Source organism: Pseudomonas sp. TAE6080 (genome assembly GCF_018732265.1).
Lineage (GTDB): Bacteria > Pseudomonadota > Gammaproteobacteria > Pseudomonadales > Pseudomonadaceae > Aquipseudomonas > Aquipseudomonas brenneri.
In genome coordinates this window covers 1-14,279 of record NZ_JAHIDY010000020.1, presented here as the reverse complement: position 1 = coordinate 14,279, position 14,279 = coordinate 1, and the positions used below count along the sequence as shown (strand labels likewise).

Annotated in this window: 14 protein-coding genes; 9 read left to right on the top strand and 5 right to left on the bottom strand. The window is 57.0% G+C overall.

Annotated features, from left to right (window positions below):
* Window positions 1-42: 42 nt before the first annotated feature.
* Both KL786_RS16110 and dinG read right to left on the bottom strand, forming a co-directional pair.
* Window positions 43-2,259, bottom strand: coding sequence for a beta-galactosidase (locus KL786_RS16110; protein ID WP_421526702.1), 2,217 nt, complete (start codon window positions 2,257-2,259; stop codon window positions 43-45).
* Window positions 2,260-2,348: 89 nt separating this feature from the next.
* The gene (gene dinG / locus KL786_RS16105) at window positions 2,349-4,493 is read right to left on the bottom strand and encodes an ATP-dependent DNA helicase DinG (protein WP_032858113.1); all 2,145 of its coding nucleotides are present in this window, start codon (window positions 4,491-4,493) and stop codon (window positions 2,349-2,351) included.
* Between the two features lie 99 nt (window positions 4,494-4,592).
* Between dinG and KL786_RS16100 the strand changes: the two genes are divergently transcribed.
* Window positions 4,593-5,057 (top strand): CopD family protein, encoded by a 465-nt coding sequence (locus tag KL786_RS16100; RefSeq protein WP_215518256.1) that lies wholly within the window; start codon window positions 4,593-4,595, stop codon window positions 5,055-5,057.
* An 88-nt stretch (window positions 5,058-5,145) separates the two neighbouring features.
* Here the strand turns inward: KL786_RS16100 and KL786_RS16095 are convergent, their stop codons facing one another.
* The 3 genes from KL786_RS16095 to KL786_RS16085 all read right to left on the bottom strand — a co-directional run bounded on the left by KL786_RS16095 (window position 5,146) and on the right by KL786_RS16085 (window position 7,069).
* Window positions 5,146-5,904 (bottom strand): collagen-like domain-containing protein, encoded by a 759-nt coding sequence (locus KL786_RS16095; protein WP_215518255.1) that lies wholly within the window; start codon window positions 5,902-5,904, stop codon window positions 5,146-5,148.
* Window positions 5,897-6,193 carry a DUF1145 domain-containing protein gene (locus KL786_RS16090; RefSeq protein ID WP_032858117.1) on the bottom strand — a complete coding sequence of 99 codons (297 nt, stop codon included), beginning with the start codon at window positions 6,191-6,193 and terminating at the stop codon, window positions 5,897-5,899. Before KL786_RS16090 ends, KL786_RS16095 begins: the two co-directional genes overlap by 8 nt.
* Before the next feature lie 180 nt (window positions 6,194-6,373).
* The gene (locus KL786_RS16085) at window positions 6,374-7,069 is read right to left on the bottom strand and encodes a PA1041 family peptidoglycan-binding anchor lipoprotein (RefSeq protein ID WP_215518254.1); all 696 of its coding nucleotides are present in this window, start codon (window positions 7,067-7,069) and stop codon (window positions 6,374-6,376) included.
* A 190-nt stretch (window positions 7,070-7,259) separates the two neighbouring features.
* Between KL786_RS16085 and KL786_RS16080 the strand changes: the two genes are divergently transcribed.
* From KL786_RS16080 to KL786_RS16045, 8 genes are all read left to right on the top strand, one after another.
* Window positions 7,260-7,757, top strand: a complete 498-nt coding sequence (locus KL786_RS16080) for a DUF6231 family protein (protein WP_032858119.1) — start codon at window positions 7,260-7,262, stop codon at window positions 7,755-7,757.
* 2 nt (window positions 7,758-7,759) lie between these two features.
* Complete coding sequence (locus tag KL786_RS16075) at window positions 7,760-8,233, top strand: YchJ family protein (protein WP_215518253.1); 474 nt, start codon at window positions 7,760-7,762, stop codon at window positions 8,231-8,233.
* 20 nt (window positions 8,234-8,253) lie between these two features.
* Window positions 8,254-10,005: a recombinase family protein gene (locus tag KL786_RS16070; protein ID WP_215518252.1), complete on the top strand. Its 1,752-nt coding sequence runs from the start codon at window positions 8,254-8,256 to the stop codon at window positions 10,003-10,005.
* Between the two features lie 828 nt (window positions 10,006-10,833).
* Window positions 10,834-11,076: a hypothetical protein gene (locus KL786_RS16065; protein ID WP_215518251.1), complete on the top strand. Its 243-nt coding sequence runs from the start codon at window positions 10,834-10,836 to the stop codon at window positions 11,074-11,076.
* Window positions 11,077-11,197: 121 nt separating this feature from the next.
* Window positions 11,198-11,698 carry a hypothetical protein gene (locus KL786_RS16060; RefSeq protein WP_215518250.1) on the top strand — a complete coding sequence of 167 codons (501 nt, stop codon included), beginning with the start codon at window positions 11,198-11,200 and terminating at the stop codon, window positions 11,696-11,698.
* Between the two features lie 76 nt (window positions 11,699-11,774).
* Window positions 11,775-11,984 carry a hypothetical protein gene (locus KL786_RS16055; protein WP_215518249.1) on the top strand — a complete coding sequence of 70 codons (210 nt, stop codon included), beginning with the start codon at window positions 11,775-11,777 and terminating at the stop codon, window positions 11,982-11,984.
* Window positions 11,984-12,427 (top strand): hypothetical protein, encoded by a 444-nt coding sequence (locus KL786_RS16050; RefSeq protein ID WP_215518248.1) that lies wholly within the window; start codon window positions 11,984-11,986, stop codon window positions 12,425-12,427. The genes KL786_RS16055 and KL786_RS16050 overlap by 1 nt, the downstream gene beginning before the upstream one ends.
* A 6-nt stretch (window positions 12,428-12,433) precedes the next feature.
* Window positions 12,434-14,279: hypothetical protein (locus KL786_RS16045; RefSeq protein WP_215518247.1), on the top strand; the 1,846-nt coding region annotated here is incomplete at its 3' end.

The following is a 14,279-nucleotide window of genomic DNA, read 5'->3' as shown; positions in this document are numbered from 1 at the left end:
TCGGAAAAGACCTACGTAAAGTGGCGCCCATTGTTCCAGTCATTACGGGGTTTGGGAACCCGCTGCCGCCTTGGCTTTTTCGGCCTCCCGGCCCAACTGCCGGATCGCCGCCAGGTTGCTTTTACGCACACTGTCGACGAAGCCCTGGAACGGCACGTCGGTGATCCCCACCAGGCCGAAGTGACCATTTTCACCGTCCAGCAAACGCCCGGTCACCGGCTGGTCGAGGTACTGGAACCAGTGCACGCCGACAATCGACGGCTCGGCCATGGCCTGTTTGAGGAAGGTCGCATAGGCCGGGCCGCGCGCCTCTTCCCTGGCCAATTGCGTCACACCGCCCCAGAACGGGCCACGGTCGGCCGAGCCAACGTTGAACTCGGTGATCAACACGGGTTTGTCCAGTGCGCGCAAGGCCGCAAAGTCGTAGCCGTCCTGAGGGGTCAGGGTGTACATATTGAAGCTCAACACATCGCAATATTGGGCGCAGGACGCCACGGCCTCCGGGGTACTGACCGCATAGCGGCCCCCCAGCAGCAACTGGTTGGGCGCATGCCATTTCAACGCATCGGAGATGGTCTTGAAGTAGGTGTCGGCGAAGGTTTTCTGGAAATACTGGAAGTCGGCCTCGATTTCCGGGTGCTCGGCGTTCGGAACCGGCGGTTCGAAACCTGGATCTTCCATCAATTCCCAGCCAGCCAGGTGGATGCCCCAGGCTTTGGAAAGGCCCTCTTCGTTGCGGTACTTGTCGCGCAGTTGCTTGAGGAACGCACGCTTGGCCGGGACATCCGTGGTCATGCGCAGGGTGCCGTAGGCCAAGGCGTAGCGGGATTTCGCATCGTCGCCGGGACCGGCCCACGCCAGCTCGTTATCGGCAAAGAAGCCAATCAACCAGGGATCGTCGCGATGGTCACGGGTGGCGATCGCCACGGCCCGCTCGGTGGCCATGGCAAAGCGCGGGTCGAAGGGGTCGGGCATGCCGCCCCACCAATCGATACCGGTGCTGATGCTGGTGTAGTCGCCAATGATCGACAGGGGCATGGTGTAAGGCACGCGATCAGCGTCACCCAATTGCGGGGCGCTCCAGTTGCCGACCGTGTTGAAACCCCAGGCTTGCAAGCGGTCCAGGGTGTGGCCGAGCCAGCGGGCCTGGTCGAAACCTTCGGTGCCATAAGTACGTTGCAGGTTGGCACCGTAGAAATCGTACCAGCGCCCCACATTAAAGCCGCGCCCCACATCGGCACCATTGCCACCACGGTTGTCGCCGCTGCCGTAATACTTGTCGAAGGGCTCATCCGCCTTGGGCAGTGCGCCAAACATCCATTCACGCCCCGCAACGTAAGTCTGGCTGTTGTCCGGGGTCACGGTGTTGACGCCCAGGGAGTAGAACGGATGCCCCAGCGGTGTCACCAGGTACCAGCGCCCGTCACGCTTCTGGGTGCGGAAGAAACCGCTGGCCTCAAAGGCCGGGCCCTTGGTGCTGCCGCCAAACTTGTCCAGGGCGGCCTTGTCATGTTCCGCAAGCCAGCCCTTGAGCTGTTGCTGCTCCTTGGCGGCAGCGGCTTTCAACTGCTCGTCGCTGCTGACTTTTTCCGGCCAGCGCGCACGGTTGGACTGCCCATAGGCATCGACCAGCTCACTGTAGGCGGCCTTGAGTACTGGTTCGCTGTCCTGCACGCCAAAGCGTTCCAGCAGGATGCTTTGCGCTGCAACCGGCTTGATCATCGACAGGGTGACCGAAACCACCTGGCTGCGATCGATTTCACCCGCACTGCCGGCCAGCATCACGCGCTGACCGTCCACGGTGATCGGCATCGGCGGCCCGGCCTTCATGCCCTGGCTCAAGGGCGAGTTGGCTTGCAGCGGCACCAGCAGGGTTTGCGCAGGCCCCGCAGGCAAATCAATACGGCTGACCAGAGTCTTGCCGTCGCTGCTCTGCACCTTGACGTACAACGTCAGCGCCCAGTCCATCGCGCTCTGGATACGCAGGCTCATGGCACTCGATTGCGACCAGTCCCACACGCCGTTCTGCGGGCTGAGCACCAGGCTCGGTTCCGCCGCCGGGTTGAAGGTGATGCGGCGCAGCACCTCGCCCTCCGGGGTCTGTTCGGCATTGTATTGCGGCAGGCTGGCGTCCTGGGTCGCCACCTTGACCACGTCGGCCGGCCGGACAAAGTTGAACAGCGTCTGTTGCCCGGCTGGCGCGGCCAGCAATGGCGCAGCGAACAACAGGGCAAAAAGAGCAGGCAGCGTGCGAATCATACGAACAAGGTTCTCCCAATTCGGCCGGTGAATGGCCTGATGACATACATGAGATAGACCACGAAGTGGGCGAAATCGCCCACTGTGGATTAAGAAATTTCGCGCCGGAAAGGCGGCAGGGCATTCAGGATAGCCTTGCCATAGCGCTGGGTGACCAGGCGGCGGTCGAGCAAGGTGATGGTGCCCCGGTCCTCTTCGGTACGCAGCAAGCGACCACAGGCCTGGACCAGTTTCAACGAGGCATCCGGCACCGAGATTTCCATGAACGGATTGCCTCCGCGGGCTTCGATCCATTCGGCCAGTGCGGCCTCGACCGGATCGTCCGGCACCGAGAACGGGATTTTGGCGATCACCACGTGTTCGCAGTAAGCCCCGGGCAAGTCGACACCTTCGGCGAAACTCGCCAGGCCGAACAGCACACTGGAGTCCCCACCATCGACCCGCGCCTTGTGCTTGTTCAGGGTTTCCTGTTTCGACAGGTTGCCCTGGATAAACACCTGCTTGCGCCAGTCGCGGTCAAGGCCGTCGAACACGTCCTGCATCTGTTTGCGTGACGAGAACAGCACCAGCGTGCCTTTGGAACCCTCCACCAGCGACGGCAGGTCACGAATGATTGCCGCGGTATGGGCCGGCGCATCCCGTGGGTCGGCCTTGAGGTCCGGCACCCGCAACACGCCAGCATCGGCATGATGGAACGGGCTGGGCACCACGGCAGTGACGGCTTTTTTCGGCAGGCCGGCACGCATGCGGAACCGGTCGAAGGTCCCGAGGGCAGTCAGGGTGGCCGAGGTCACCAAGGCGCCATAGGCCACGTTCCACAGGTTTCGCCGGAGCATTTCCGCCGCAAGGATCGGGCTCGCGTTGACTTCGATATCGAACAACGCACCACTCTCCGACAGCGTCAGCCAGCGGGCCATGGGCGGATTGTCTTCCGGGTCTTCGACGGTGAAGGCGGTCCACAACTCCCAGTTGCCCTGGGCACGGGACAGCAGGCTGCCAAACAGCGGATACCACTCCTCGGCCTGGTTGCTGGCGATGCCAATATTGACCTCGCCGTCCATGCCTTCCTTGAGCAGGTCGGTCAGGCGAGTGAATAAATCGGTCAGGCGCGAAAAACCCTTCTTCAACTCGACGCCCATCTCGCGCATATGCTCGGGGATCAGCCCGCCAACGAAGCGATGGCGTGGCCGTTCGCGGCCTTCAACGTCTTCGCCGGGCTTGAAGTCCGCCACCTGCTCGCAGGCGCTGAACATGAACTGTTGCTGGGTCTTGATCTCCCGCGCCAGCTCCGGCACCTGTTCGATCAGCTTGCCCAGGTCGCCCGGCAACGGATGCTGGGCCAGCAGCTTGGTGAGGTTCTTGGCGGTGGTTTCCAGCCAATCGGCAGTGGAACGCAGGCGGGTGTAGTGGGCGAAGTGGCCGATGGCTTTGTCCGGCAAGTGGTGGCCTTCGTCGAACACGTACAGCGTGTCGCGCGGGTCAGGCAGCACCGCGCCGCCACCCAGGGCCAGGTCGGCGAGGACCATATCGTGGTTGGTGACAATCACGTCAACCTTGCCCATGCCTTCGCGGGCCTTGTAGAAGGCGCACTGGCCGAAGTTGGGGCAATGACGGTTGGTGCACTGGCTATGATCGGTGGTCAGGCGCGCCCAGTCGGCGTCTTCCAGGGCATTGGGCCAGCTGTCGCGGTCGCCATCCCATTTATTGCCGGCCAGTTTCTCGATCATGCTGGTAAACAGCTTCTGGCTGGCCTCATCGACTTCGATCTTGAAGCCTTCTTCTTCGAACAGCGAGGCCGTGGCGGTTTGCGCATGGCCTTCCTGCAGCAACACATCCAGCTTGGACAGGCACATATAGCGGCCACGGCCCTTGGCCAGGGCGAAGGTAAAGCTCAGGCCGCTGTTGCGCATCAGGTCCGGCAAGTCTTTGTAGACGATCTGCTCTTGCAGGGCCACGGTGGCGGTGGCAATCACCAGGCGCTTGCCGGCGGCCTTGGCGGTGGGAATCGCCGCCAGGCTGTAGGCCACGGTCTTGCCGGTACCGGTACCGGCCTCGACGGCCACGACCGCGGGGTCGCCGCTGCGCCGGCCTTCGTCGTCGGTGTCGATATCCCCGAGGACCTTGGCCACTTCGGCGATCATCAGGCGCTGGCCGTAGCGCGGTTTCAAGCTCTTGGCTTCGAGAAAACGCGAGTAGGCGCCCTGGATCGTGGTTTTGAGTTCAGTGCTGATCATGGATAGTCGGGCGCAAAAAACGCTGGATAAATTTTCAGTGGTTCGGATCGGCCGCTATCATACCCCGCTAATTAATCCCGCGCAGAACGGAGTACCTCAATGACCGTCTTTAGCCTTGCCTACACCCTGCATGTATTGGCCGCCCTGGTATGGGTCGGTGGTATGTTTTTCGCCTGGATGATCCTGCGCCCGGCCGCTGTGGCGGCGCTTGAGGGGCCGGCGCGGTTGAAACTGTGGACGAATGTGTTTCCGCGTTTTTTCGTGTGGGTCTGGGTGGCGGTGCTGATCTTGCCGATCAGTGGCGTCGGCCTATTGCAACTGCGCTTCAGCGGGTTTGAAACCGCACCGCGTTATGTGCAGGTGATGATGGGGTTGTATGTGGTGATGACGGCGCTGTTTATCCGGATCCAGGCGTTGCAACTGCCTGAACTGCGCACGGCTGTGGCAGCCGAGGACTGGGCGACGGGCGCGCAGGTGCTGGGAAGAATCCGAAAGTTGGTAGGGATCAATCTGATTGTCGGGTTGGTGGTGGTGGCGATTGCCTCGGCTCGGCCGATGTTCTAAGGGTGTTCTTCAGGGCCTCATCGCGGGCAAGCCCGCTCCCACATTGGAATGCGATCAGCTTGTCCGCGATGGGGCCAGTGCCGATAGCTCAAAGCCGCTGGATAGTCACTGAACCAGCAGGCCCCGCCGGCCCAGCCTGCCCTTCCAACCCCGGCCGGCCCTTCTCGCCCCCATCGGCGCGGTACACCAGGCAGCCCTTGGACTGCCCGCCCTTGCCCGGCTTGCCGGCAACACCTGGCAAGCCGCCAGCACCGCCATCAACCCAGACTTTGATCTGCTCGCGCGGATAATCCTGCGGCAACTCGATGCGCACTGCCGCACCCGCAGCGCCTGGCAGCCCGTCGCCGCCGTTGTCACCATTGGCACCACGCCCGGCCGAACCCCAGGTGCAACCCGGGTCTTCGCCATTGGCGCCATCCAGGCCGGCATAGCCTTGGGCACCCGTGCCCCCACGGGCATCGACCGACAGTTCATCCGCGCTCAACTGGGCGATCCGCAAGGTCAGGTCACGCCCCGGTTTGGCCGGTTTTTCATGGGTGCCGGGTGCGCCACGGGAAGTGATCTGGCTGCCATGCTCCAACTGCGCATGCCGCACCTGCAATTGCAGGGCCGAGGCGCTGGGCACGATGGCAATCCGTGCCTCTCGCCCCAGATGCAGTTCGTCGACAGTGACCTGTGTGATATTCGCCGGAATCAACAAGGTGCCGTAGTCGGCCACTTCCAGGCGCTCCAACTGCAGCACGCTGGTGCTGTTGGGCAGGCGCAGCAACGAGTGAGTCTCGACACTGACGCTTTCGGCCAGGGCAATGGGGCTGACCAGCAGGGCCAGGAGAAAAACCTTACGCATGATTGGCATCCTTGTTGTCTTGATCATCAACAGCCGTAGGCGCAGGCAGGCTCTTTATATGGAACATCCCCAGCAACAGGATCAGCAGGCGGTCACGCCAGGGGTGGGCACGATGTTTGACGCTGGCGTTGAATAACACCAACTCCAGCAGATGGGTCAGCAACAGCAGGCTGCCGACGAGGTTGACCAACAGATGAAATGGATTGGTCAGTGGTTTGAACAGATTGACCAATACAACCGCCCAGAACAGCAACGCCAGCAACTTCCCCACTCGCAAAAACAGCTTCATGCCCCATGCCCCCTTGCTCATTATTCTTTGGGCGCACAGTAACGAGTTCTACAGGCGATTTGCCAGTGAAGGATTAAAAAACTTGAGAAACGTACAACTTGGCGTCCTGATCGCCGAGATTTGTCGGAATCAGCTGTCAGAAATGCCCTTGGAGCCACCCAAGGGCATATCGCAAATGCCCTAGCGGTTGATCTGGATTTCCACGCGGCGGTTCAGGGCTCGCCCGTCAGCGGTTTTATTGTCGGCCACCGGATGGCTCTCACCGGCCCCGGTCACGGACACAAAGTTGCTACGGGGCACGCCGGAGTGGACCAGGTACTCGGTCACCGAATGTGCGCGCTTCTGCGAGAGTTTCTGGTTGTAGGCGTCTTTACCGACGCTGTCGGTATGCCCACTGACCCGCAGTTGCGCACTCGGTGCTTCCTGTTTGAGGCGCGTGGCAATCGTGTCGAGCTTGGTTTTATCGGCCGCCGTGAGCCTGGCCGAATCGAACTCGAAGTGCACGTCACGGATCACGATGGTCTCTTCCTTGACCACCACTACCTCTTCCACGACGACCACCTCAGGTTCCGGCGGGCAGCCATTGGCATCGACCTGCACGCCTTGGGGGGTGCCTGGGCACTTGTCACGGCTGTCCGGTACGCCATCGCCGTCCTCGTCACCGTCGCCATGCACCCAGCAATAGGCGCCGGCCATCCCGCCAATCAGCAACGCGCCGCCGCCGGCCCATGACGAGCTTTCGGTAGCGCCAAGCGCGGCACCGGTGACGCCGCCGAGGGCTGCACAGGTGGGCCAGTCGGTTTTTTGCAAGCCTGCGCAACCTGTCAATACTCCGGTTAGCAGAACCAAGGGTAGAGCTGTCCGCATGATGCTCATTTGATTTCTCCTGAGGGGATCGGCCGCAAGCCGATGGGTGGAGTAAAGACCGCTCTTTTCATCTGCGCCAGCCCGTAAAAGCCCGTATTCATTGGCCCAGGCTGCTTTTACCGAGCAACAAGCCATCACCCGCTCTAGGCCCGCACGCTCAAGCAGGCTAGTCTTCACGGTTCTGATGTGAGGATCTTCGATGACCGCCGGCAATTCTTCCCGTACGCCGCAGCAAGCACTGGCTGCCCTGCTTGATCGACAAGCCCCCAAACGCCTGCTGGTGTTGGGTGCCGGCCACTTCCCGGCGCTGGATGCGTTCAAGCAGGCACACCCTGATACGGTCGTCTGCGTCGCAGGGCCAGGACCATTGCCTGGCGAACTGGCCGCCCAGCGATTTGACCTGGCCCTGGTGGTCGACTGCCTGGAGCACCTGTCAAAACGTGCAGGGCTGGAGTTGCTCGGCGGGGTACGCAACCTGAACGCGAGCCGCATCGCCGTCCTCGCCGACCTGGCTGCCTGCGGCTGGAAGGACACCGACTTTTTCTCCCTGGCCCTACAGACCAGCGAGCACTTTTGCCGCGACAATCAGGTACTGACGCTGTTTACCTACGATCTGCTTGAATACAAACAAGTACCGGATTGGCTGAACGCTCGGTTCTGGGCCAACCCGGAAAATTTCGGAAAGTATTGGTGGTAACCATGAGTACATCCATTTGCCCTTGCGGCAGCGGCAACCTGTTGGACGCCTGCTGCGGCCATTACCACACCGGCCACCCCGCGCCCTGCGCCACCGCGTTGATGCGCTCGCGCTACAGCGCCTATGTGCTGGGGCTGGTGGATTATCTGGTGGCGACCACGCTACCGGCGCAACAGAGCGGCCTGGACCGTGACGCCATCGGTGCCTGGAGCGCCCAAAGCACCTGGCTGGGCCTGGAAGTGGAAAGTTCCGAGGTGTTTGGCGGGCAGCCTGAACACGCCTTCGTCACCTTTACCGCGCGTTGGCATGACAGCACCGGAGAACACAGCCACCGGGAACAGTCATCCTTCGTACAGAACGATGGGCGCTGGTACTTCATTGATCCCACGGTACAAGTGAAGGCCAGTCGCAATGATGCCTGCCTGTGCGGCAGCGGGCAGAAGTTCAAGAAGTGTTGTTACAATTACCTACCATAGAGTTTCGGGTAGGTTGCGTCATGGGTAAGGTCTTCAGCTACATCCGCTTCAGCAGCGAACGCCAGTCAGCAGGCGACAGTTACGCAAGGCAGGTGAAAGCTGCGAAGAAGTTTTGCGATGAGTACGAGCTTGAGCTGGCCGATCCTCGTGAATACCTATTCTTTGATGCAGGCCGTTCGGCATTCAAGGGTAAGCACCTCGACGATACTGGCGAGTTGGCTAGATTCCTGAGCTTCGTTGAAGACGGGACAATCCCACCGGGCAGCTATTTGGTAGTGGAATCTCTAGACCGTCTTTCACGTGAAAAGGTGAGGGACGCCCTGCCCCGCTTCCTTGATCTTCTGGCGAAAGGGATCAACGTTTACACCAGCACTGACCGCCGCCTGTACACCAAGGACTACAACGAGATTGATCTAATCATCTCGATTATCTCGATGTCCCGTGCCCATGAAGAGTCAGCACTGAAAGGAGGTCGGGTATCTTCAGCGTGGCGCAATAAACAGAAGGAAGCCCGCGAGACTGGCAAGCCCCTCGGGAAGCTTCGCCCACTCTGGCTAGACGTAACGCCAGATGGTTACGTGCTGAATCCTGCCAACGTCGCCGTAGTACGCCGCATCTTCGACCTTTCCACCAAGGGCCACGGCTCACGCATCATTGCAGCAACATTGAATCAAGAAGGTGTTGCCTCGTTCAGTGCTGGCAGGAAGAACTTCAGCGGCCTTTGGGGTTTCAGCACCGTGCGTCACATCCTCGGTAGTCGCGCAGTTTTGGGCGAATATCAGCCTCACATCTTCATAGACGGCAAGAGAACTCCAGACGGTGAGCCGATTAAGGGCTACTTCCCTGCCGTGCTGACTGAGGATGAGTTCTACCTAGCCCATGCAGCTAGATCGTCCCGCAAAACCCACACCATCACCAAGACCACCACCAACTTCAACGTACTAGCTGGCATTCTGTACTGCTACAAATGCGGAGCGCTCATCCACCTCCAAGGGCAGCGTGGCCGGAAGTATTACAAATGCTCCAAGACTACCAAGGGCATGTGTGACGCAGGGATCATCAGCGCCCCACGCACTGAAGCAGTATTCAAAGAGATTTTAACAAAGGTCGATAGCCTGTCGTTGGTGCAAGACAGCTCAGGCAGTTTGCAAAAATCACTTCAGATTCTTGAAGGCAGGATTGCAGAACTCAAGAGCAAACAGTTGGAAGCAGAAGCTTCGCACGCTGAGTTTCCGTCTCGTATCACTGCAAGACTCCTTCACGAGCTGGAAGCCAACATTGGAACGCTAGAAGCTGAACGCACAACCCTGACCGAGCAACTGACAGCGGACAAGGTGATGAGCAAGGAGAATTTCTTTGAGAAACTGGACCTAGTGTCGTTCGAAGGTCGTGTGGCTGCCAACAACCTCATCAAGAGATTGGGTCTTCACATCTTCGCAAGCAAGCACGGCAGGACGGATGAGACGTATTGGGTGAGCAAGAGCAACGCCGTCCCCACCCCGTTCAGTGAAGAAGCGGTAAACCTCCTGTTCTACCTGATGCACAAGGGCAGCAACATCCGTTTTGAAGCAATGTATGACGAGTATGTTGACCTTCAGGTGATCCAAGGTGAGCTGACAGAGGTAGGAGCGATCCTTGCGAAAACTGAATCTTGGGATGAGTTGCCACCTGAACTGCTCGCAGAATTGAAAGCGCGTGATGATCAGCGGAAACCCTATACATTCATCCAATCGGATTTCCTCAACAAACCGCCCCTCGTACGTGTTTTCTGACCAAATCGTACGAGTGCCTACTTCTCAACCAGTACTACTTCCATAGCCCAGCCCTATTGAGCCTTAAATATAAATTAGTTTAAATTAGTTGACTATTTGGCAACTTTAGGGATTGACAGATCACCATCCCATGGTACAATAACCCAAGAGCACAAGATAAACTTCTCTACTCTTCTAATTCTCCAGATTGGGACTTCGCTCCTAATCTTCGCCGGTTATCCTTTCCCGGCCCCCCTTAAAGATTTCCATTGCGTTTCCTCGACGCAACAGCTAACTCTCTCTCTTGGGTTTGAGGGAGTTCATATTCTTTGTTGGTGAATGGCGATACCAACAACCTAATCCCCTACTGCCTGCCTACAGGTGCGACCAATCTAGTTCTGGGTTGGGCCGCAATAGGCAACTTATTGTTGTGAAAATCGTGGGAAGACGAGAAAGAATCGGGCCATAAAATGGCCCATTTTTTCGTCTCGCATAAAGAAAACACCACCACCAAAACTAACAATTCAATAATTATGGAGGCCAGCCCATGCGACCTGTTACCCGAAACTGTGAGTGTTGCGGCACTCCATTCGTTGCACTAACCGCGAAAGGACGCTCTTGCTCAAGACGTTGCCAGCGCGCTCTCACAAGAAAGAAAAAGAAGGAGGCAACGAACAATGCCAATGAAGACTGAAATTTGCAACTACTGCCTACGCAGCTATACAGCCCGAACTTGCAGAAGTCAGTATTGCTGTGAATCTTGTCGGAAAGCAGCCGCAAGACTGCGACAACGCCAGCAACACAACCCAGCAACACAACCACCACAACACTACTAAAAGGAAACTTCCCATGGTTCATATAGAAAACCTCACAATCAATATCAACTTCCAAACCCCCACCCCCATCGTGATTGGTAAGAGCAGCGAACAACAGTCGGCAGAGTACAGAGAGCGCATTCAGCTTGAAGAAGATACAAAAGCCGGCGCTATCAACCGAATGGTTTACCGTCAGCGCTTAGCAGACTGGGCACGTAGTCGTTTTGGTGATGATGTTGCAAATACGATCTTAGGTGGAGGCTATGCAAAATGCTGATGATTCCAGCCTATGCAACATTTGCCCTGTGCATCGCAAGCGCAATGCTTGCCTCTGGAATTACGGGCCACATTCTTCTTTCCAAACCAACAACCCACACAAACCAATAGGAGTTTTACAGATGAAAATAGAACAACGCAAAGCAAACAAAACAGAAATGGCCGCTTATGTTGCACAAGCAATTGAGCAAGCCCGTGTAGGACTGCCAGCTTACGAAGGAAGTCTTAGCCCAACAGGAAGTACAGTTTTCTATAGTCGCTCTATGGCTGGAGCCTTTGAGAGGTATGCGGACCTGAAAGCACAGGGTTGGACTTTGATGCACGAAATTCAAATCCTGACCACAGGTACATTTGACTTCGTTGCTAAGAAGCCTGAAGCAATTTTCCAACTTGATATTCCACAGATCAGTGCAAGAGCTGAAGCCGCATACCAGCGTGAAATCGAACAACACAACGCAGCGGTAAAACGTCAAGAGCAGCGAGAAGCTGAAGTTATCGCTGAGTTTGAACGAAGAGAGGCAGCACGTAGAGCCCAACTTCTGGAGGAAGTGCGAGCCGATATCGAACGCCAAACAAACCCACGCTTCAAACGCGCCAATGAAAATGGATTCCAATACCGCTAATCAATCTCGGGGCATTACGCCCCAACAACTTCCCACAACCCAGTACACACCACCTACTTTCTCAGGAGCCACAACCGTGCAAGAAATTCATCTCAAGCAACAACAATCCCAACTACTAGCTTTCATTTTTGCCATCTGCTCTAACAACCCAGACGAGAGACTTGTCGGTGAACTCGGAGCCTTTCAACTCATGAAGGAATTTGATGAGTATACGCTCAACCTAGCAGTTGATTTTTATTCAGCTCTCAAAATCAAAACTGAAGCGTACACACAAGGAGCCCATTAATGGCAACATTCAGAAGACAAGCACCACACCACTTGGCCGCTCTCTTTGAAACTGGAAAACAGTTTAGCGTCTATATGGCTGGCCCCGGCGTTAATGTATTGAAGTTCACTCGCTTCCTTCCACGCTTTCTAAAGCAACGAATGGGCATCCGCCCTAAGTACCACATCTTTTGGTTTGCCACATCACATGGCTTGTGCGTTGCTATCTCTTCCACAATGGCAGTGCGCCGCCTCATTGATGACTTCTATAAGGAAGCGGCGAAGCTCAAGTATCTTGAAGGGGCACACCAACTGTACTTGGGTGGCAACAAGACGAAACTAACCACGACGCTCGCAGCTTTGATGCTCCAATATCAATCGCAGAAAGGTATTCGTACATTGGGCGGTAGTGTAGTGAGCCCTACAGCACATCAGGCAGCATCTCGAATGCTAGCAGCAAGGTAATCCACAATGAGTATCCAAGCGGAAATCGCACGGCTGACGGGCAGGCTAGTATTTGAAGTTAATACCGCCCCACTACAACGCTTCCAAGCCTTGATGAATCGCAGCACACAAACCATGGCAAAGTTTGGCGAAGAATACAACAAGCTTGCTGCCGCGATGAACAAAACTTTGAAGTTGAAGGTTGACACAACTGCTCTCGACAGAGCCAAAGGCAAACTCAACAACGCCTTGAATCGAGAGCTACGCAGTGAAGTTGCTTTGGCCAACCAGAAACGGTTGACGTTCGCGGCTGAACTATCTCAGCAGAAATTGAGTTACACCGGCACGAAAGAACAACAACGTCTTGTATCCAGCCTTGTGCGAAGCCAGCAACAAGGTGCTGTAGTTGCCGCCAAAGCCCATGCACAGCAGTTGAAGACCAACGGCACCACAAAGCAACAGCTCGCCTCACAGGACGCCCTGAAAGCATCCCTGATCAAAACCGCCCGCCTAGAAGCAATTGTTGCCAAAACTCGTGCAACCACACTAAGAGCTGATGCCAATCATTTGATGGCAATGAGTAAGACCCAACGCATTCAGGAGCAGATCAACCGGGCAGCAGGCCAAGCCCATAGAGCTAACATCAAGCACCACGCTCAGATGGCAAGCATGAAACAAGCGGCAGCGGCCAAAGCAGCGACCCAAGCCCAGAAAGATCAGAGATTCCAGTGGGCACAGCAACGCCAGCAACATTGGCAGGCTAACAAAACCTCCCCAAGCAACTCAGGGGGGCTTGGCCTTGGCGGTATGGGTGGCCTACTCGCTCTTGGTGGTATCGGTGCAGCTATCGCTGGCCTGACTCGCGCTGTCGGCTTGATTGGTGAGCGCGTACAAGCTCGCCAAGATGCCACCAGCGAAGCGGAGCAGTACAACAATCTGTTTTCTCAGATGGGGAAAGGGAATCAGCAGAACGTCGACAAACTGCGCAAAGGTTACGAGAAAATCTCCATGGATAATGGAGCGGTTGTCTCTCTCGATGACGCCAAAATGTTCCGTACATATGCCATCTCAGAAATGCAGCGGGGCAAGAACGCAGATCAGGTACTGAAGCAGTATGAAGTGCAGCAGCAGGCGTACCGTATCGCCGGGCTCACACCTGAAGAGGCGAAGCGTTCCAACATCCAGCAGCAACAAATCCGTGGTAAAGGATACGGCGATACAGAAGACCTCAACACTCTGACCGAAGCCAACCCGCTACTACGTCCTTACATCCTGAAAGCTTGGGGCGAGGCCAACAAGTTCAAAGACATGAACGATCCCAAGAAGCTGGAAGCGGCGTTCATGAAGGCTCTGCCCAAACGCGGCCTCACTCGCGATGTGCTAGATCGCAGTCAACAGATGTTGGTAGCCGACAACCAACCCGCACTCACCAAGCAGCAGCAGAGCATTCAGGCAAACCAGAACCGGAACGACTCTCAAGCTTATCTGACGGCCAACAACCTCAACAGTCAGGCTGAACTTGTGACAGCGGTTAACGACAACATCAAAGCTCACAAGGAGCTGGCTGAAGCCATGCAACCAGTGAAAGCCGCGATGCGGGACTTCGATACAGCACTCACCAAGCTGACGGCTGGGGCTATTCGTGAGTTCCTAGGCAAGAACGCTGACGGCTCCGAGAAAACCTCAGAGCAACGCGCCCAGCAACTTGGTACGGCTGGCGGTGCTGACGGAATCATCACCCTCCCCAACGAAAACGCCACTCCACGCACCGAGCAACAGAACCTAGACGCACAAGCGGCTGACCCAATCAATAAACTGTGGAATTGGCTAGGCGTTGGTAAGGATGCAAAAGTGGCAGCGGATGAAAATCGGG

Bases quoted from the DNA above. Each gene is read 5' to 3' on its own strand.
- KL786_RS16110 (WP_421526702.1), bottom strand. From the start codon at position 2,259: ATGATTCGCACGCTGCCTGCTCTTTTTGCCCTGTTGTTCGCTGCGCCA.
- dinG (WP_032858113.1), bottom strand. From the start codon at position 4,493: ATGATCAGCACTGAACTCAAAACCACGATCCAGGGCGCCTACTCGCGT.
- KL786_RS16100 (WP_215518256.1), top strand. From the start codon at position 4,593: ATGACCGTCTTTAGCCTTGCCTACACCCTGCATGTATTGGCCGCCCTG.
- KL786_RS16095 (WP_215518255.1), bottom strand. From the start codon at position 5,904: ATGCGTAAGGTTTTTCTCCTGGCCCTGCTGGTCAGCCCCATTGCCCTG.
- KL786_RS16090 (WP_032858117.1), bottom strand. From the start codon at position 6,193: ATGAAGCTGTTTTTGCGAGTGGGGAAGTTGCTGGCGTTGCTGTTCTGG.
- KL786_RS16085 (WP_215518254.1), bottom strand. From the start codon at position 7,069: ATGAGCATCATGCGGACAGCTCTACCCTTGGTTCTGCTAACCGGAGTA.
- KL786_RS16080 (WP_032858119.1), top strand. From the start codon at position 7,260: ATGACCGCCGGCAATTCTTCCCGTACGCCGCAGCAAGCACTGGCTGCC.
- KL786_RS16075 (WP_215518253.1), top strand. From the start codon at position 7,760: ATGAGTACATCCATTTGCCCTTGCGGCAGCGGCAACCTGTTGGACGCC.
- KL786_RS16070 (WP_215518252.1), top strand. From the start codon at position 8,254: ATGGGTAAGGTCTTCAGCTACATCCGCTTCAGCAGCGAACGCCAGTCA.
- KL786_RS16065 (WP_215518251.1), top strand. From the start codon at position 10,834: ATGGTTCATATAGAAAACCTCACAATCAATATCAACTTCCAAACCCCC.
- KL786_RS16060 (WP_215518250.1), top strand. From the start codon at position 11,198: ATGAAAATAGAACAACGCAAAGCAAACAAAACAGAAATGGCCGCTTAT.
- KL786_RS16050 (WP_215518248.1), top strand. From the start codon at position 11,984: ATGGCAACATTCAGAAGACAAGCACCACACCACTTGGCCGCTCTCTTT.